Origin of the sequence: Paenibacillus terrae (assembly GCF_005217525.1) — a bacterium.
Taxonomy (GTDB): domain Bacteria; phylum Bacillota; class Bacilli; order Paenibacillales; family Paenibacillaceae; genus Paenibacillus; species Paenibacillus terrae_C.
The window spans coordinates 399,797-417,325 of record NZ_PNXQ01000016.1; the positions used below are offsets into that span (position 1 = coordinate 399,797).

The 17,529-nt window shown below is 46.9% G+C and carries 17 protein-coding genes and 2 pseudogenes; 8 read left to right on the forward strand and 11 right to left on the reverse strand.

Annotated features, from left to right (window positions below; all coding sequences use genetic code 11):
• Positions 1 to 51 precede the first annotated feature (51 nt).
• Positions 52 to 2,073 (reverse strand): NAD(P)/FAD-dependent oxidoreductase, encoded by a 2,022-nt coding sequence (locus tag C1I60_RS19445; protein ID WP_137063203.1) that lies wholly within the window; start codon positions 2,071 to 2,073, stop codon positions 52 to 54.
• 447 nt (positions 2,074 to 2,520) lie between these two features.
• Between C1I60_RS19445 and C1I60_RS19450 the strand changes: the two genes are divergently transcribed.
• Positions 2,521 to 2,850 (forward strand): DUF3817 domain-containing protein, encoded by a 330-nt coding sequence (locus C1I60_RS19450; protein ID WP_137063204.1) that lies wholly within the window; start codon positions 2,521 to 2,523, stop codon positions 2,848 to 2,850.
• A gap of 190 nt (positions 2,851 to 3,040) precedes the next feature.
• On the opposite strand, the gene C1I60_RS19455 is transcribed toward C1I60_RS19450, so the two are convergent.
• Both C1I60_RS19455 and C1I60_RS19460 read right to left on the reverse strand, forming a co-directional pair.
• Complete coding sequence (locus tag C1I60_RS19455; RefSeq protein WP_014281611.1) at positions 3,041 to 3,292, reverse strand: YolD-like family protein; 252 nt, start codon at positions 3,290 to 3,292, stop codon at positions 3,041 to 3,043.
• Positions 3,293 to 3,475: 183 nt separating this feature from the next.
• Positions 3,476 to 4,045: a TetR/AcrR family transcriptional regulator gene (locus tag C1I60_RS19460; RefSeq protein WP_137063205.1), complete on the reverse strand. Its 570-nt coding sequence runs from the start codon at positions 4,043 to 4,045 to the stop codon at positions 3,476 to 3,478.
• Positions 4,046 to 4,182: 137 nt separating this feature from the next.
• Here C1I60_RS19460 and C1I60_RS19465 point away from each other — a divergent pair, with 137 nt between their 5' ends.
• The 4 genes from C1I60_RS19465 to C1I60_RS19485 all read left to right on the forward strand — a co-directional run bounded on the left by C1I60_RS19465 (position 4,183) and on the right by C1I60_RS19485 (position 8,101).
• Positions 4,183 to 5,646, forward strand: a complete 1,464-nt coding sequence (locus C1I60_RS19465; RefSeq protein WP_170970880.1) for a DHA2 family efflux MFS transporter permease subunit — start codon at positions 4,183 to 4,185, stop codon at positions 5,644 to 5,646.
• A 208-nt stretch (positions 5,647 to 5,854) separates the two neighbouring features.
• A complete protein-coding gene (locus tag C1I60_RS19470; protein WP_252361792.1) occupies positions 5,855 to 6,574 on the forward strand; it encodes an ABC transporter substrate-binding protein in 720 nt (239 codons plus the stop codon).
• 279 nt (positions 6,575 to 6,853) lie between these two features.
• On the forward strand, positions 6,854 to 7,120 hold the full coding sequence (locus tag C1I60_RS19480; protein ID WP_137063207.1) for a hypothetical protein: 267 nt from the start codon (positions 6,854 to 6,856) through the stop codon (positions 7,118 to 7,120).
• Positions 7,121 to 7,735: 615 nt separating this feature from the next.
• On the forward strand, positions 7,736 to 8,101 hold the full coding sequence (locus C1I60_RS19485; RefSeq protein WP_137063208.1) for a hypothetical protein: 366 nt from the start codon (positions 7,736 to 7,738) through the stop codon (positions 8,099 to 8,101).
• 92 nt (positions 8,102 to 8,193) lie between these two features.
• Here the strand turns inward: C1I60_RS19485 and C1I60_RS19490 are convergent, their stop codons facing one another.
• The 4 genes from C1I60_RS19490 to C1I60_RS19505 all read right to left on the reverse strand — a co-directional run bounded on the left by C1I60_RS19490 (position 8,194) and on the right by C1I60_RS19505 (position 10,975).
• Complete coding sequence (locus tag C1I60_RS19490) at positions 8,194 to 8,787, reverse strand: TetR/AcrR family transcriptional regulator (protein ID WP_252361793.1); 594 nt, start codon at positions 8,785 to 8,787, stop codon at positions 8,194 to 8,196.
• 204 nt (positions 8,788 to 8,991) lie between these two features.
• Positions 8,992 to 9,591, reverse strand: coding sequence for an NADPH-dependent F420 reductase (locus C1I60_RS19495; protein WP_137063209.1), 600 nt, complete (start codon positions 9,589 to 9,591; stop codon positions 8,992 to 8,994).
• A gap of 75 nt (positions 9,592 to 9,666) precedes the next feature.
• The gene (locus C1I60_RS19500) at positions 9,667 to 10,401 is read right to left on the reverse strand and encodes an SDR family NAD(P)-dependent oxidoreductase (protein ID WP_014277674.1); all 735 of its coding nucleotides are present in this window, start codon (positions 10,399 to 10,401) and stop codon (positions 9,667 to 9,669) included.
• A gap of 271 nt (positions 10,402 to 10,672) precedes the next feature.
• Positions 10,673 to 10,975 (reverse strand): metal-sensing transcriptional repressor, encoded by a 303-nt coding sequence (locus C1I60_RS19505; RefSeq protein ID WP_137063210.1) that lies wholly within the window; start codon positions 10,973 to 10,975, stop codon positions 10,673 to 10,675.
• 189 nt (positions 10,976 to 11,164) lie between these two features.
• On the opposite strand from C1I60_RS19505, the gene C1I60_RS19510 reads away from it, so the two are divergent.
• The 3 genes and pseudogenes from C1I60_RS19510 (at position 11,165) to C1I60_RS19525 (ending at position 13,442) form a co-directional block, all read left to right on the forward strand.
• The gene (locus C1I60_RS19510; RefSeq protein ID WP_289306540.1) at positions 11,165 to 11,344 is read left to right on the forward strand and encodes a DUF4158 domain-containing protein; all 180 of its coding nucleotides are present in this window, start codon (positions 11,165 to 11,167) and stop codon (positions 11,342 to 11,344) included.
• A gap of 305 nt (positions 11,345 to 11,649) precedes the next feature.
• Positions 11,650 to 12,165 (forward strand): annotated as a pseudogene (locus tag C1I60_RS19520) (ATP-binding cassette domain-containing protein); the annotation flags it as partial.
• On the forward strand, positions 12,132 to 13,442 hold the full coding sequence (locus tag C1I60_RS19525) for an MATE family efflux transporter (RefSeq protein WP_137063212.1): 1,311 nt from the start codon (positions 12,132 to 12,134) through the stop codon (positions 13,440 to 13,442). The pseudogene C1I60_RS19520 and the gene C1I60_RS19525, both read left to right, overlap by 34 nt.
• A gap of 194 nt (positions 13,443 to 13,636) precedes the next feature.
• Here the strand turns inward: C1I60_RS19525 and katA are convergent, their stop codons facing one another.
• The 4 genes and pseudogenes from katA to C1I60_RS19545 all read right to left on the reverse strand — a co-directional run bounded on the left by katA (position 13,637) and on the right by C1I60_RS19545 (position 17,393).
• Positions 13,637 to 15,094: a catalase KatA gene (gene katA / locus C1I60_RS19530; RefSeq protein ID WP_137063857.1), complete on the reverse strand. Its 1,458-nt coding sequence runs from the start codon at positions 15,092 to 15,094 to the stop codon at positions 13,637 to 13,639.
• A gap of 198 nt (positions 15,095 to 15,292) precedes the next feature.
• Positions 15,293 to 15,895, reverse strand: a complete 603-nt coding sequence (gene cysC, locus C1I60_RS19535; protein ID WP_137063213.1) for an adenylyl-sulfate kinase — start codon at positions 15,893 to 15,895, stop codon at positions 15,293 to 15,295.
• A gap of 183 nt (positions 15,896 to 16,078) precedes the next feature.
• A pseudogene (ybiA, locus tag C1I60_RS19540) lies at positions 16,079 to 16,459 on the reverse strand (riboflavin biosynthesis intermediates N-glycosidase); the annotation flags it as partial.
• Positions 16,460 to 16,487: 28 nt separating this feature from the next.
• A complete protein-coding gene (locus C1I60_RS19545) occupies positions 16,488 to 17,393 on the reverse strand; it encodes an NUDIX hydrolase (protein WP_137063214.1) in 906 nt (301 codons plus the stop codon).
• Positions 17,394 to 17,529 lie beyond the last annotated feature (136 nt).

A 17,529-nucleotide genomic window follows, 5' to 3' on the forward strand; every position in this document is an offset into this window, starting at 1 on the left:
ACGCTGATAGGCTTATTTCAAACCCAAGTCAGTAGCAAAGGAGGTCAATACTTAGTAAGAATAAGAAAACTCATTTTTGAATTCATCCACGCGTTGGATGATATGCAGAATATTCCGACCTTCACGAGTACCATCAATAATACGACGAGCTTGTTTACTGTCCCCGATATTCACGACTTCCACTTGATGTTCCTTACCGTAATCGAGCAAGCTGTCCATAAGCGGACTGAATGAGCGCATTCCCAAGCATACGAAACCGAGATCAAAAGGAATCTCAAACTCCTGTTCTCCGTGTTTTACTTTGAAACGGTCGCTGCATACTTCTGTCAAAGCAGTTTCCGTATGAACGTTCACTTCCCGCTCCTCAACCATTTTCATCATGGAAATACGGGTAATCATATCAAGGTCTTTGCCCAGTAACGGCATCATTTCAATAATGGAAACCTCTTGAGCGCCACGCTCTGCATAATATTCGACAACGTCCAATCCCACGGCTCCGCCACCTACTACAGCAATACGTTTCCCTTCAAACTCTTGGAAGTTCTCCATATTGTGCAAAAGATCAAAGATAGAGAATACTTTGGTACCCGGTTTACCCAGTTGGTCATGCAAGCCAGCAATGGGCGGAAGCAGTGGTTTGGCACCCGTTGCATTGACAATAATATCGGGATTTAAAGCCGTAATCATCGGCAGATCTGCTTGGGTTCCTGTAATAATATCCAGATTGGTCAGTTGTTTGGTGCGTTGAATCAGATAATCTGGGAAATCATTAATACGCGTTTTGTCCGGCAATCGTGCAATATCACGAGCCAAGCCACCCAATTCTGGATTTTGTTCAAATAGGGTTACTTTGCAGCCTACTTCTGCCGCTGTACATGCCGCTTCTAGCCCTGCGGTACCCCCACCAATCACAACAACTTGAACATTATTCTTAACGTGTTGTTTCCGGTATTCAGCTTCTCTGAACAGGTCAGGATTTACCGTACAGCAAATCGGTTTGCTCTTGGAAATACGGTGATCGGCACAGCCGATGTTGCAGGAAATACATTTTCTAAGCAATTCTTCATGGCCATTCTGCACTTTAAGTACCCAGTTCGGTTCTGCGATCAGTCCTCTACCCATCGCCAGAAGATCAGCGTCTCCTCTCTCTAAAATATCCTGGGCAGCCTGCGGGCTCCGAATATTACCTGAGGTCATGGTGACCTTACCGAATTTGTCTTTTACCGCTTTGGCCATATAAGAGCGCCAGCCATCCGGCAGGTTCATCCCATCAATCTGGAACTGAATGGAATCATTCAGAGCAGCAGACACGTTCAGAATATCTACCTCATCATTCAAATATTCCAGCAATTCCAATGTATCCTCCAGTGTGTTACCGCCTTCTGTGAACTCTTCCGCACTAAAGCGTAAGCAGATCGGGAAAAATGGGCCAACCACCGAACGAATTTCATCAATCACCAATCTGGCAAACCGTGTGCGGTTTTCTGCGCTGCCACCAAATTCATCCGTACGTTTATTATACATGGGGGACAGGAACTGACTCAGCAAGTAGGAATGACCCGCATGTATTTCCACGCAGTCAAAGCCGGCCCGTTGGGCTCTTCCCGCTGCCTCTCCGTATTTGCGTACAATGGCGTAAATTTCTTCTTTTTGCAAAGGTCTTGGAATCGCTCCACCCTTTTTAGAAGGGATATTCGAAGAAGATACAGCCTGAACTCCATTCAATCGCCCAGCATAAGCGGAAGCACCTGCGTGGTTAATTTGGACAGAGACGCAAGCTCCATAAGAGTGCAGGGCTTCTGTTAATCTAAACAATCCGGGAATAAACTGATCATTATCCATACGCAACTGGGTCGTTCCGTTCGTACCCATTGGGAAATCCAGACAAACATTTTCTACGGTTATCAGGCCGGTACCACCTTTGGCCCGTTGCACGTAATAGTCAATATGATCCTGAACAAAGCTTCCGTCCATAGCCGCAAAATTAGTGCCCATCGGTGGCATAACAATCCGGTTTTTTAACGTCATACGACGTATTGTCAGAGGTTCAAAAATAGCAGGATAGTGGTTCATTGTTCTTCCTCCTTGCGAGTTTGCAGATTTCATGTTCAAGTTTTCATTAAAACATTTTACATGTGATTTTTTTCACTTTTAGGAGCGTCGAGGTACTTTGAGTACGACCGTTCCTTATGACTTGATTTTATATCATCTAATCTATAAATTCTAATGCTATTTTATGTTCTGAATCATAGTTTCAGTCTATGGATTTTAGCATATCGATCTCCCTTAAACTTACCCAATTGAGTGCTAACAGGGTATGTTTTCATGTCGCATGCGACAGTCCCAGTTTTCTTGAATACGCTTGCAAACTTCAACTTTATACATGATATCCGCCAAATGCTGAACAAGCTCTTCTCCTGAATAATAAATATTCAATATTTCGTAACTTTCTACCGTTTAACAAAATCATTTTATAGGCTATATTAAATTTTAAGTAATAGTAACAAGGGAGGTTTATTCATGTTCAAAAATGCTTTTAAGACGTTTGGCGTCATTGGTAATATTGAAGCGATTTCATATCTGCTGCTCGTATGTATCGCTATGCCGCTTAAATACGCAGCCGGGATGCCGCAAATGGTAAGATGGGTCGGTATGATCCATGGTATACTGTTCGTGACTTATGTAGTTGCGATTGTGGTCATGCTGATTTTGCGAAAGCTTTCGGTACTGCAAGGGCTTGTAGCCCTGATTGCCTCATTGCTGCCCTTCGGGCCTTTCATTTTTGACCGTAAGGTACTGAAGAAAGCCGAAGTACGCGATAACGGTGCTACTCCAGTAAAAGCTACATAGGGGAGTCAAAGAAAAGACTCTATGGACATAAGGATTTTATAGCACAAAAAAACACGGCTTTTCGAGGTTACATAACCCCGGATCGGCCGTGTTTTTGCTCACGTTAACCAACAAAGAAGCAACGCCAATAATATATCCCTTCAGACAATTCCGTGGATTCCTATTATGTAAAATGATATATAAACCCTGCTTAATCTCTTGGGTAATTCACACTCATGATATCCATAAAAGGAACTTTGTCCGTTTCACCATTACTTTCTACATGCACTCTGCCCGTTCTCGGATCCATTTTAACGATCTGCCCACGGGTTGTCTCCTGACGCCCCCATACGGTCAACACAACCTCGGACTGCTCTTGCTGCGCTTCTGCAAGCTGGTTCCCGATTTCCTCCAGCACAAATTCATCCCGGGTAGGACGTTTGGCCACCTTCGCCTTTGCCACTTGTTTTCACCCTTCCTTTGCTGCAAATCAAATTCATTCCATTTTACCATACTTTTCATCATTTGGTGCTGGTAATCTGAGTTAAATCGTGTCACTTGCGTATAAAAAAGAACCGATTTTCTCACGAACAAGAAAATCGGTTCTCAAAGCTGGTCAGCCAGGAAGCAATTCCATATCCTTTTTTTATTTTATCAGCTGTGGAATGTAATCCGCTACATTATAAATAGGTGCGCTGTTCTGCTGAGTAACGGCCAGAATTAAGGCGCCTTCCAGCATGGAAATGATAAGTACCGCCAGACTATGTGCCTTTGTCTCCGTCCATCCCGCCGTCTGAAGATGCTCCATATAGATATGTTGCCAATCTGTAAACGTATTCACACAAGCATGTCGAAGCGATTCGCTGATGCAGGAAGTTTCCGCAGCAGTCCAAAATCCGATGGGCATAAAGCCATTAAAGTTCGTTTGGTCCGCTTCCTCAGCTGCATTGCGGATGAAATCCTGTATGGCGAGGACAGGATCCTCGTTCCCTGATAGCGTTTCTTTCAACTTTTGCTTAATAAACTCATTCTTTCTTCTGATGCACTCCAAAGCTAATTCCTCTTTGCCACGTGGAAAATAATAATAAAGCGAGCCTTTCGGTGAGCCACTCTCCGCAAGAATCTGATTGAGTCCGGTAGCATGGTAGCCCTGATGAAAAAAGAGCCTCGAAGCGGTTTGTACAATATTTTCATATGATTCGGGTTTAGTAGCCATATACAGCATCCTTCATTAATATAATATTTACAATTTTTATTTTGACAAAGAAATAACTTCATGTTTATTATATATAGACCGATCGTTATAATTCAATACCATCAATTTATTGGAGGAACAAAAACAACATGAGTACAATGACTCAAACAAGCCCTCCGTCTGATCCCAAGACGTTCAAGGTGCTGCCTATTATGATTGCCCTGCTGCTTAGCGGCTTTATCGGAATGTTCAGTGAAACGGCGTTGAACATTGCGCTGAATGATTTGATGCAGATTTTGCACATTACAACAGCAACAGCCCAATGGTTGACCACGGCCTTTCTGCTGACACTCGGTATTTTGGTACCTGTATCGGGTTTGCTGCTTCAAACCTTTACGACAAGACAGCTTTTCGTCACATCACTGCTGTTCTCTATTGCAGGCTGTCTCGTTGCTGCGTTAGCACCAAGCTTTACGGTGCTATTGATCGCACGCATTCTTCAAGCCGTCGGTACGGCGCTCTTATTGCCGTTGATGTTTAATACGATCTTGATCATTTTCCCGGCTGAAAAGAGAGGTGCAGCTATGGGAATCATCGGATTGGTTATTATGTTTGCTCCTGCGGTTGGACCTACGATTGCGGGTCTGGTGCTGCAAAATCTGTCCTGGCACTGGATTTTCTGGATTTCCCTTCCTTTTCTGATTCTTTCGCTGATTTGCGGTATCCTGTTTATGCAAAATGTTTCGGAAATTTCAAAGCCGAAAATTGACATTCCATCTATCCTGTTATCTTCCATTGGCTTCGGTGGTGTTGTGTTTGGTTTCAGTAAATCAGGAGAAGGCGGCGAAGGCTGGGCTAGCCCGGTTGTTTTGCTCCCTCTGATTATCGGATTGGTATCTTTGATTCTGTTCTCTGTACGCCAGTTAAAAATGAAGCAGCCTATGCTGAATTTGCGCGTCTTTAAATATCCGATGTTTGTTATCGGCGTTGTGATGGTCTTCCTGTGTATGATGACGATCCTTTCTACAATGCTGATTCTCCCACTCTTTTTGCAAAAAGGGCTGGCCCTGTCCGCGCTGTCCGCAGGATTGGTGCTTCTGCCCGGCGGAATTATCAATGGTCTGTTGTCACCCATCATGGGTTCCCTGTTCGATAAATTCGGTCCCAAATGGCTCGTTATTCCGGGACTTGTGATCGTTGCCGCTGTCTTGTTTTTCCTATCCGGCATTACGACGACATCAGCTATCGTACTCATTATTGTGCTGCATAGCTGCCTTATGATCGGCATTTCTATGATCATGATGCCTGCTCAGACGAACGGTCTGAATCAGTTGCCGATGGATCTGTACCCGGACGGTACAGCCATTATGAGTACGCTCCAGCAAGTTGCCGGTGCAATCGGTACAGCCGTGGCGGTTAGCATTCTCTCCAAGGGCATGGAAAGCTATTTGAGCCAATCCAGCATGCCGAAATCTGTAGAAGAATTGGCGAATGCTATGGCGTTTGGATCACAGAATTCTTTCTTCTTTGCCATGATCGTCAGTGTAATTGGATTAATTCTTGCGTTCTTCATTCGCAGAGTTCATGTAGAAAAAGGGGCTGCTCAAGCTCCCATGCATTAATAGATAATTTTATAGCTATCTATGTTCAAAAATATCCTAAAAGTGAAAAGGCTGCTGACCTATCTCCATGGTCAAGCAGCTTTTTTCTTTTATGACCCTATATACATATTTCTATAATTACATATTCACAAACCTTCTCCATTTGGTTACGATATGCCTCATGGACTAAAGTGTAAAAATTACGATTACGATCAAGGAGGAACATCTGTTGTTTAAGAATCAGTATTTTAAACTCTTCATACTGTCGGTACTGGCAGGGATGATGGCGGCGTGCTCTTCAGCACCATCAGCTTCACCCTCTTCATCTGCTGCAAATGTACCACAAGATAAAAGTGTTACCCTATTGTTCAATGTGCAAAGCCCTTCTGTAGATCCTCATACGGATGTGAATTACACAGCCGTTCGTGCCGGAGTGAGTGAAACGCTTGTCAAGGTGAGCAAGGATCTCAAGCTGGAAGCTTGGCTTGCAGAGAAATGGGACAGTAAAGACGGACAACACTGGACCTTCAACATTCGTTCAGGCGTGATCTTCCATAGCGGTAAAGCTGTCGATGCCGCTGCTGTCAAAGACTCTCTGGAAAGAGCACAAAAACTCAATCCATCAGTTAAAAATGCGCTGCATATCCGTGATATTCAAGCAGATGGTCAGATTTTAATCATCACGACAGACAAGCCTTTTCCGGAATTTGTATCTGAGCTGGTTCATCCGAATACGGCGGTGATAGATACCATCTTTACAGGTGATCTTCCATCAGGGACAGGCCCGTTCAAGGCCGCCAGCTTCCGCGCCGGAAGTGAACTGAATCTGGATCGTAATGAGCAATACTGGAATGGCGAAGTGAAGCTGAAGCATGCCAAATTCATGTTTAACGAAGACGCCAATGCACGTCAGCTTGCCTTTCAAGCCAAGGATGTCGATATTGTGTAACGTTTGGATAAAAATGTTAAATTTTAGGAATCCCAAGTTAAATCATGAATCACGAACCGTGATTGTTTGATCCAAGGGGGGTTCCGAAATATTCGTTTGAAACGCAACAGCAAGAAAACGGCACGCATGAGTAAGTCAATAGCAACCGAAAGCCATACGCCAGCGATTTCCAACCCTAGATAAATGCATAACACGTAAACCCCTACAACGCGTATTAACCACTGCAGCAGTATCCCCCAAAGGATAAAGTCGTTTTATCTAAAGTAGGCGAAATTACCGATGAGTCTGAATTTCTGGGGAACATTTACGAAGTGTCTCAACTCGGGACGGCCGACGTGGAATTGGCCAGCGGTGATAAAATTGCTGATGCTACGTTCCTTTTCCCTGGCTACTCCGGATCCCTATACGAAGATCGAGGAGCATAAGGGCTACTCTATTTTGCAGTATGGAATGGAGGATGGCTATAGGGTAGACTTTGGTACGAAGCGCTCTATTGAGCTTCCCACGGTAGATGCAGCCAAGCAGATGATCGATAATACTAATTAAACCAATAGAAGGTACTCCAATGCTGATAAATTAGTGTAAGCAAGGAATGGATAATAAATCAAACGTTTTGATACTGGTAAGAGGCCCTCTTCGAATTGAAGAGGGCCTTTTCTTTTTGAAAAGACAACGAAACGATTGCCGGACTTATCCCTCCCAGAAAAAATTTAGACCCTGTAGTAACTATTGTCCCTGGTGGAACAATGGTTAACCCGGGAAGGTGCACGTACCTGCCTTGGACGAATCGAGAGGCAGCTAAATAATCCAACCGGTTCGCTCGATAGGCATAAAATGACTCGATCAAGCCTCCAAGCCTGCGAGCTCCCCCGCGTAACACGTTGGCCAGTTCTGCCTAATTTTTTGCGGTACTCATATTTTTCGAGATTTTTGGAGTAAACTTTGAACTTTTCTCTTTATTTAGATAACGGGAAAAACAGGCTCCTGAATGGTTAGACACAGTAGCGATGGAATCCTGGAATATACAGAATCGGAGGTGCTTATAAGGAAGGATACGATATGATTCATCAAAAAATTTAAAATTCTCGCATCTCTGTTAGGAGTCTTTAAAGATTTTGACAAAAGAATATTGTAACAAAATCATAATGAGGAGGAATACAAATGCAACAACAATGGATGGAAATGGTGAATCACGTAGTCGAATGGGGAAAGGGGATTCCTTGGTCCAAGGGTTTCCAGGGTGCGAAAGAAACGGTTGAATTCGCCTGCAGCTGCCTGGAATTCATCCTCTTTGCAAAAGCTGTTAAAGACGATAACAATGATCCGAAGCCGCCGCAGCTGCCTCTGTGTCCAACCGATTTAAACATGCAATCAAGAAGAAGTTTAAAGCGAAACACAAAGTATCGCAGACGCAACCGAAAATTACGCAAGAAAAGATTAAATTCAGCTAAAAATAATATGGCCCTTCGTCCTACAAAAATAAAACCCCGCCAGTACTGGCGGGATTTTATTTATGCATCGATCTGAAGGAGGCATGCCCCCAACTGCAGGACATTATTCAGGTTTAAATTTGCTTTTCATTTCGACAATGAAAGACTCTAAGGCCTCCAGGGAGGGTGCTATTTTCCGGTAGCATAGATGGCGCTCGTGATAACATTGAAGAGATGATCGGTCCGTGGCGCGAATGAAGGTTGGCCGACAAGCCAGCCGAGCGCCGATATCAGGGCGAACAAGTCGTCCCCATTCATATCGGCGCGAGCCGTTCCCTCGGTCTGAGCTCGGAGCAATAGTCGCTCGCCTGCTGAGTGCACCGCTGCGCATGTAGCGTAAAGCGCGGAGTCCGGGTCCGCGTGGGCGCTCGCCATCAAAGCGACAACGCCGCTATAGCTTTGGACGAAAGCCACCTGTTCGCGAACCCAAGACACGAGCGCTTCGTCAGGTGGTTTCAACGTTTCGAGTTCGCCTGCCTTCTGCGTCAGTGCCTCCAGATTCGTACGCAGCAACGCTTCGAACAAAGCTTCCCGCGTCGGGAAATGACGAAGCAATGTGGCCAACCCGACGTCGGCCCGGCGGGCGATATCTCGCATGGACGCATCGACACCATGCTCGGCGACGACGTCACGCGCGACTGTAAGTAGATGACTGTAATTTTTTCTGGCGTCGGCTCGCATCATGTTTTCACCCCACTCAAAATACGCGACTTTTCTCGGCATACGCCTAGTTATAACTTGATCTGTAAAAACCACAAAAAGATTTGTTTTTGGGACATTCCATCGAAATCATTATATCAAATTCAATCTTCCTCCGCCAGATGATCGGCAAGCGTCTGTCTACCGGCGTCGCCCTCGCTTCAATCAAACTGTGGCTGCTCTTTGTCCACGAGGCAGGATTGCATCGGAATTTGCGATCACGATTCATCAGTCGAGCTTGACCAAATCCTTAAAGATCAGTTGCCCCCAGCTATTTCCGCGCGCCTGCACAAGCAGTCCGCCTTCCGAAAGCCCGCCAAGTTTGATCGGCGCGAAACCGAGATTTTCCGCAAGCGCACCAATCTCCGCTGCTGCGCCGTCATCGTCGCTCGCCAGGAACACGACTCTCCTGCCACCATGAACGGCCGGATCTTGGTCAAGGACGGCAGCCACCAAATGGTTGAAGCCCTTGACCAATCGTCCACCAGTGAAGGCCTGCGCGACGAACTTGGAAGAAGGCTGTCCTCCCAGTTCCTCAGGGGGCACACCGTAGGCATTGGTCACATCGACGATGGTCTTCCCCTGCCAGGTGGGGAGCGCCTTCGCGACATCCGGGTGCGACTCGAAACGGACAGCCAAAAAGATGATGTCCGCCTTGACGGCGTCCGCCAATTTTTTGGGAATGATCTCTGGTCCGATCGCGGCCGCAGCGGATGCAAAGCTTTCCGGGTCGCGAGTGGTTGCAACGGATACTTCGATGCCGCTTCGGGCAAACGCCTTAGCAAGAGCCTGGCCGATCTTGCCGAAGCCAATAATTGCGTAGCTCATATATTCTTCTCCTTCGGTTTACCACGCCCTACGGGCTCCTAATATCGAATGGAGTGACCGGCCGGGCGTAGCGTGTCAGATTTGCGCTAGACCGCCGTCGACGGCGACCTCGCTGGCGGTCATGAAGCTGCTGTCCGATGATGCGAGAAAGGCGGCTACCGCCCCAATCTCCGCCGGATCAGCCATGCGCTGGAGCGGAGTCATCGAGGCGAAGACTTTTTGGCCCTCCTCGCCTAGCGATTCCTTCGCGAGCTCGGTTGCCGTCGCTCCGGGCGACAGCACGTTTACCCGGATGCCGGTGCCCTTCAGGTCCTCCGCCCAGGTCCGCGCGAGGTTGCGAACTGCCGCCTTACTCGCGCTGTAGGCGCTCATTGCCGGGGCGCCCGTGGTGCCAGCGCTCGATCCCGTTAGGATGATCGAACCGCCCTGGCCCATCAGCGGTAGCGCCTTCTGGACCGTGAGGATCGAACCCTTCACATTGGTGTCGAAGATTTCGTCAATGTGCTCAGCGGTGATCTCGCCGAGCGGAAGCTGGCTTCCCGCCCCGGCATTGGCGAAGACGATGTCGAGAGTTCCGCGCTCGGACTTCACCGCCGCGTAGAGTCGGTCGAGGTCGGCCAGATCGGAGACCGAGCCCTTCACCGCGCGGGCATTGGGCCCAAGGTCGGCCACAGCGGCGTCGAGCGCTTCCTGCCTGCGGCCGAAAATGAATACGAAGGCGCCCTCCTCGATGAATCGCTTTGCTGCGGCGCGGCCGATGCCGGTAGCGCCCCCCGTGATGACTGCAACCTTACCTTCAAGCTTTCCCATGAATTTTCACCCTTTCGTTGTGTTGGACAGCATCTCTGGCCCATTTGCACAGATTGCTGTATCTTATGGATTTCACTGATCCAGTCACCGATTACTGTATTCGGATCAGTGATCCAATTATAATGGATCACTGATCCGTTTGTCAAGGCAACCATGCGAGCTGACGCCAGGAAAAATTGCAGTCATCTACTTGGGGTAGTACCAGCGTAGCTGACACCACCCGGTTAGTGGTGTCAGCTATCGTTAGATCATTTGCCAAAGCAACCACTTCCTATCGAATGTAATTATCTAATGCTTTATTTAGATCGGACAGTACCTTTTCTTGATTTCCGTGGTGTACAGCGTCCACAACACAACTCTCCAAGTGATCCTTGAGGAGAAGTTTGGCCGCATTGTCTAATGCTTTCTGCACTGCGGCGATTTGTAGTAAAACTTCTGAACAATCACGGCCTTCATTTGTCATCTTCTTTACAGCTTTCCCATGACCTTCGATTCTTGCTAATCGGTTAACGATTTGTTTTCGATACTTGTGTTCATGCGCGTGATCGTGGGGGTTATTGAAAAGCGTCTTCATTATTCTTGAGATTTTTCAAAAGTTCCGGTTATAATTTTGTAAACGGAAATATGGTAAGTTTGCCTCTCTGGCTAAAAAGAAATACGCTATACCATCTCTAGTTTTACATCTTTTGTTCCGATACTTACTGTTATAGGAACTTTATTTGGAGGGGATAACATGAAGCGAAATTGAGAACTAGACGAATTAATCGAGCATTTTACGATCCTACCGAACGAAATGAAGTTGATCGAGAACAAAACCGGGGAAACCAGGATTGGGTTTGCCGTACTCCTCAAGTTCTTTCAAAATGAAGCCCGTTTCCCAACCCATAAGTACGAAGTTCCGAAAGCAGTGATCTCGTACATTGCAAAACAAATTCTTCTCTGAGCCGGAATTATATGCTAAGTACGATTGGACTTCACTTACCACCGAACGCAGATCCGGGAGTTCTTCGGGTTCCGCGAGGATACGATCGAGGATGCACAGGAAATGACAGAATGGCTATAAACCTGGCTAAAAAAGCAGGGCATTGATGACGCGCTGATTCAACCTTGTTCATGAAAGCAGAAAGTCGTTAGAAGTTTATTCAAAGCTGGCGATTACCGATGCACAAAATGAATATAACGAGGTTATTAATAAATTCCCTATTTAATCCACTCGTTTGCGGGTGGTGTCAGCAGCGCTGGTACTACCCCAGACTGACGATCCTGCAATCGTTGATGGAACCGCTGGATCAGCTCAAAGGCTATGTTCCCTCCTATATGACGGGTATGCCTTCGGGACGTAGGGACATGGCCGAGCACTTGCTCGGTATGGTGAAGCTTCCCTCCAGCTATCTGGACAAGTATCCCCATCAGCTCAGCGGCGGGGAAAAGCAACGCGTAACCATTGCGCGTGCCATCAGCACCGAGCCGGATTTTATCGTGCTGGATGAGCCGACGGCCAGTCTGGATGTGACCACACAGGCCACCGTTCTAAATCTGCTAAAGGATTTGCAGGACGAACTGGGATTGGCATATCTCTTTATTTCCCATGACCTGGCAGCCGTACACTTTATGAGTGACCGAATCATGGTTATGAAAGATGGCAATGTCCTTGAGCATTTTTCCAAGGAAGCTTTATTTCACTCAGATCGCCATTCCTATACACAATCGCTACTGGAGGTTTTTTCAACATGTTGCCTTCCCACCGAGCCTATCTTGCTTTAGCCATTCCTTTAATTATCTCAACGATTACGACCCCGCTACTCGGTGCGGTAGATACTGCGGTAATCGGTCATTTGAGCCATTCTGCCTATTTGGGCGGTGTGGCAGTGGGTACTCTTATTTTCAATACTTTATATTGGCTGTTTGGCTTTCTGCGCGTCAGCACATCGGCTTTTACCGCACAGGCTGCCGGGGCTAAAAATAACGACCAGGGTATAGCCGCCCTCATGCGTCCGATGGGGATTGCTTTGGTGATCGGGGCCTTGTTCATACTGCTGCAAAAGCCGATTCTGCTCGCTTCTCTCCAGCTTATTCATCCTGCTGCGGATGTGGCGGCGCAGGCATCAATCTATTTTAACATTCGTATTTGGGGAGCGCCCCTCACGCTGGTGAACTATGTACTGCTCGGCTGGCTAATGGGATTGTCTCGCGTAAAGGCGACACTGCTTTTGCAAATTTCCATGAATGTCATCAATATGGTGCTGGCTATTGTATTCACACAAATCATGCAATGGGATGTAGCAGGTGTGGCTGGTGCTACTCTGATTGCTGAGGTCTTCGCATGTGTGCTGGGTTTTGTGCTTGTACTTCGTTCATCTGTCTGGAATGAATGGAAGCGCAGCGGACATCGGGATTGGCGGAGGTGGTTTGGAGCTTCGGAGCTGAAAAACGTTATGGCTACGAACCTGGACCTTATGATCCGCACAGCCTGTCTGCTGACGATGTTTAATCTCTTTACATCGCGCAGTGCAAGTTTTGGAACCGATCAGCTTGCGGCCAACGCTATTTTGCTGCAAATCCACTACCTTATGGCTTACTTTTTTGACGGATTTGCCAACGCCAGCAGCATTATGACGGGTCAGGCCCGGGGTGCAAGAGATCCAAAAATGCTGCAAAGAGTGATTCATTTATCCTGGTTCTGGACGATTGTAACTAGCGTGCTGACGGGTGGGCTGTATTTTGCATTGAAGGAGCCGCTTATCCGTCTGTTTACCGATAACACTACCGTGATCAGCCTTACGGGTCCATATAACGGTTGGCTAGTCGCCTTTCCACTGGCCGCCGGACTGGGACTGGTCTTCTACGGTGTATTTACAGGCATGACGGTGACGTACCCGATCCGTAATTCCATGCTCATTTCATTGGTCTTCTTTCTGATCTCGCTGTTCTGGTGCGTTCCACACTATGGGAATCATGGGCTTTGGCTCTCGTTCATCGTATTTGCTTTAGGGCGGTCGCTGTTTCTTGTGATCTATTTGCCTCGGTTGCAGAGGATATAGCAGCTGAGTGTGATTCAATACATCTGGAGACAACAGCGACTGGAGCAACGTTTCCTTTCGCGGAGCGTCTACTACAAACACCTGCTTTACATCGCACACAAAAGTAAAGGATGTCCCATCAACCATCTATATGACGGCGTTGGGACATCCTTTTATTTTATGGAGAAGCCTTGAAACTAACGTATACAAATACCTTATTCGCCTTGAGGAACGGTCAAGCCCAAACCTTCGGCTACACGGCGTCCGTACTCAGGATCAGCCTTGTAGAAATGTCCGATCTGACGCAACTTGATTTCATCACTTTCCACAGGCTTCATCGCACCCACGATGTTTTGTACCAGTCGCGCCCGTTCTTCTTCGCTGAGCAAGCGGTACAGATCGCCCGGTTGAGTATAGTGATCATGATGATCATAACCCACACTTTGTGCTTCTCCACTCACTTCAAAAGGAGCGATGTTGTGCGCTGGAGACTCTTTCGGCCCACCGAGGCTATTGGGCTCATAATAGACCGATCCACCTCCATTGTCGTCACTGCGCAATGCACCATCACGTTGATAGTTGTGTACTTCTGCATGTGGTCGGTTGATCGGAAGTGAATTGTGATTTGCGCCTACACGGTAGCGATGTGCGTCTCCGTAGGCAAACAGGCGTCCTTGCAGCATTTTATCCGGAGACGCTTCAATACCAGGAACGAACGAGCCTGGAGAGAACGTTGCCTGTTCTACTTCTGCAAAATAGTTCTCAGGATTGCGATTTAATACCATGCGTCCCAGTTCGATCAGCGGGTAATCCTTTTGCGACCATACTTTCGTCACATCAAATGGATCAAAGCGGTATGTGTCCGCATCCTCCACAGGCATAATTTGCACATGAAGCCTCCATGCAGGAAAATCACCCTTGTCAATGGCATTAAACAGATCTTCGGTATGATAATCCGGGTTTTCACCGGCAATTTTGGCAGCCAGCTCTACATCAAGATTTTGTACGCCTTGCTCTGTTTTAAAATGATATTTTACCCATACCGCCTGCCCTTCGGCATTGACCCACTTGAACGTGTGGCTACCGAATCCATGCATATGTCTGAGTGTAGCGGGAATGCCGCGATCGGACATCAGAATACTTACTTGATGCAGCGATTCAGGAGATAAGGACCAGAAATCCCAAACGGCATTAGGGTTTTTTAGATGAGTTTGGGGGTGACGTTTTTGCGTATGAATAAAGTCTGGAAATTTGATCGCATCCCGGATGAAAAATACGGGTGTATTGTTGCCTACGAGATCGTAGTTGCCTTCCTCGGTATAAAACTTCACCGCAAAACCTCGTGGGTCGCGTACCGTATCAGACGAGCCTTGCTCACCGGCAACCGTAGAAAAACGGATAAACATCGGTGTGCACTTGCCCACCTCAGATAAAAAGCTTGCTTTTGTATACGCAGATAAATCATTAGTGACTTCAAAATAGCCGTGCGCTCCTGCACCCTTGGCATGAACCACACGCTCCGGCACACGTTCCCGGTTAAAGTGCGCAAGCTTTTCTAGCAGATGCACATCCTGAATCAATGTAGGCCCGCGTGATCCAGCCGTTATGGAATTTTGATTATCACCTACAGGAGCGCCCCAGCTGGTAGTCAGGTTGGTGGGTTGTTTATTCATCATTGAAATCACCTCTTGAATGAATTGGTTGGCTATGTGCTGTAAACAAAAAACCTCCCGCCTCTAGCGCCGAATATCTAAAAAAACTAGGGGGAAATTTCAGACGGCTTCAAGATCGAGAGGTCTATTCTATTTAAACATGAATTCCATTTTTGATAATGAAGATTTCAGGAAGATTTGAAAAAGGTTTGGCGAAGATTAGAGCAACAATGATTCCCTATCGAGAAAATCCAGTATATCCTGTACCGACTGGCCAATCTCCCGGTCTTCAGTGGATACGATGAGCTCAGGCTCCAAAGGTGCCTCGTAAGGCGCGTCAATACCAGTAAAATGACGTATTTCTCCGGCTCTCGCCTTCTTGTACATGCCTTTGGGATCACGTCGTTCGCATTCCTCCAGACTGCACTGGATATAGATTTCATAACAGCCTTCCTGCCGCAAAATATCCTTGACCATTTCCCGATCCTCACGATAAGGAGAGATTGTAGCGCAAATCGTCAACACCCCCGCAAGTGACATCAGCTTCGCTACTTCAGCAATACGACGGATGTTTTCTTTGCGGTCAGCGGGCAGGAAACCCAGATTGCGATTTAAACCATGCCGAACATTATCCCCATCCAAAATAAACGTGCGTATACCTCGTGCAAACAGTGCTTTTTCCAATGTGGAGGATACCGTTGATTTTCCCGAGCCTGACAATCCTGTAAACCACAGTACCGGGCTTTTATGCCCATTCAGAAGCTGGCGCGCTTGCTTGTCAACGTCTGACGCATGCCAGGTGACGTTCGAATCCAGATTCATTCAGCACTCTCCTTTTTCATAACCTATCATAGTATATAGTTATTGAAACACGTCCTCCAGCTTTAGGAAAGGCCGTGTTTAAAAGCGTTCAAGGTTCGCTGCCCTGATGTGTGATCCAGCACGAGATGCTTTACCACGTTTTGCATAGCCAGCTGAGTATGTAACGGATTCGCTCCAGCATCACTTCGCCAATCCTACTCCCCAAATCGTGTCCGTTGGACTAGACTCAACCAGCGTAGTTCCTTTCGTTTTGAGCAGATGCTTAAGTAAATTCGGATTTTGTGTAAATTTGGCGTAGCTACCGTCAAACACAAATTGTCGGCAATTCGCCTCCCACAAGGATTGATCAAATCCGCGCACACTACGTCCTCGGGCTTTTTGCTCACGCAGGGTAGGGGCTTGCATAATTTTACTGGCCGCCTCCTCATCTCCAAAAAGCTGTGCTTTTTTAAACATCATATATTGCTCAACGCAGTTGAATTCCAATCCATCCACGATAAACACAGAGGGATACCATTGTGAAAATGGCGACTGACTGCGATAAAAAAATGTAAACTTTTCCACGAAAATTCCTCATTTCATATACCTTCATTTACATTAAACGCGACCGGGGCTTGAAACGGTATAGCTTGGACGGACGATGTCCGGCAGCCTTTCTATATTCATTCGTCTCTTCCACAAGCTCGGCTATTTTGCGACGGAAGGCTGCAGCCAACAGCTCCTTACCCAGAATAATTTCATACACCTGTTGAAGCTCACTCAAGGTAAACAGGGTTGGCATCAGGTGGAAAGCGATATCTGTATATTCTATCTTGCTGCGCAAACGCTCAATGCCGTACACGATGATTTTGGCATGGTCAAAGGCAATTCCCTGAGATTCCAGAACTTCTCGCTTGACCTCAATCGTTTTGCCCTTGAGAATTTCAGTTACTTTTACTTTGGCTGACAGGTGAATGTCCCCATGCTTCAATGTAATGTTAATGTCTTGTTCCCACCTGTAACCTTCCGTGTGATTTGTCCGTGTCTCCTGAGCCACACTGTAGCCAAGCTCAAACCATTGGGCATCCGCAGCATCATCACCGGCTTGTATCTCCAGTGAATCGTGATCTACCAATGCCATGTAAGCGCAGCTGATGACCCGCGTACGTGGATCACGTGCTACATCTCCCCACGTATATAGCTGCTCCATATAAATCCGGTCCACATTCGTTTCAGTCTTAAGCTCACGTCGTGCAGCCTCCTCCAGGCTTTCATCCATCCCTACAAAGCCGCCTGGCAACGCCCATTGTCCCAGAAACGGATGCTCTCCCCTCTGGATCAGAAGTAGCTGGAGTGTCTTCTCCGGCAGCTTGCGGTAATTGTGCTGGAGCTGATTCATCACAGTAAAAAGCAACATATCCACTGTTACCGATGGACGCTCATACTGCTTGGCATCATATGCAGCCAAAAATTGTTCCTCCGTCATGCCGTTATGATTGTGCTTTGATGTATTTGTCACTTACGTCACCTGCCTGTTCATATATGGGTAAGGTCGCTTATGTAAAGCGTTTTAATTTCACTTTTATGATAACAACAAAATGTTAATATCAATATAATAATATATAAGTCATTCGTCAACAGCATCTTCATGATAT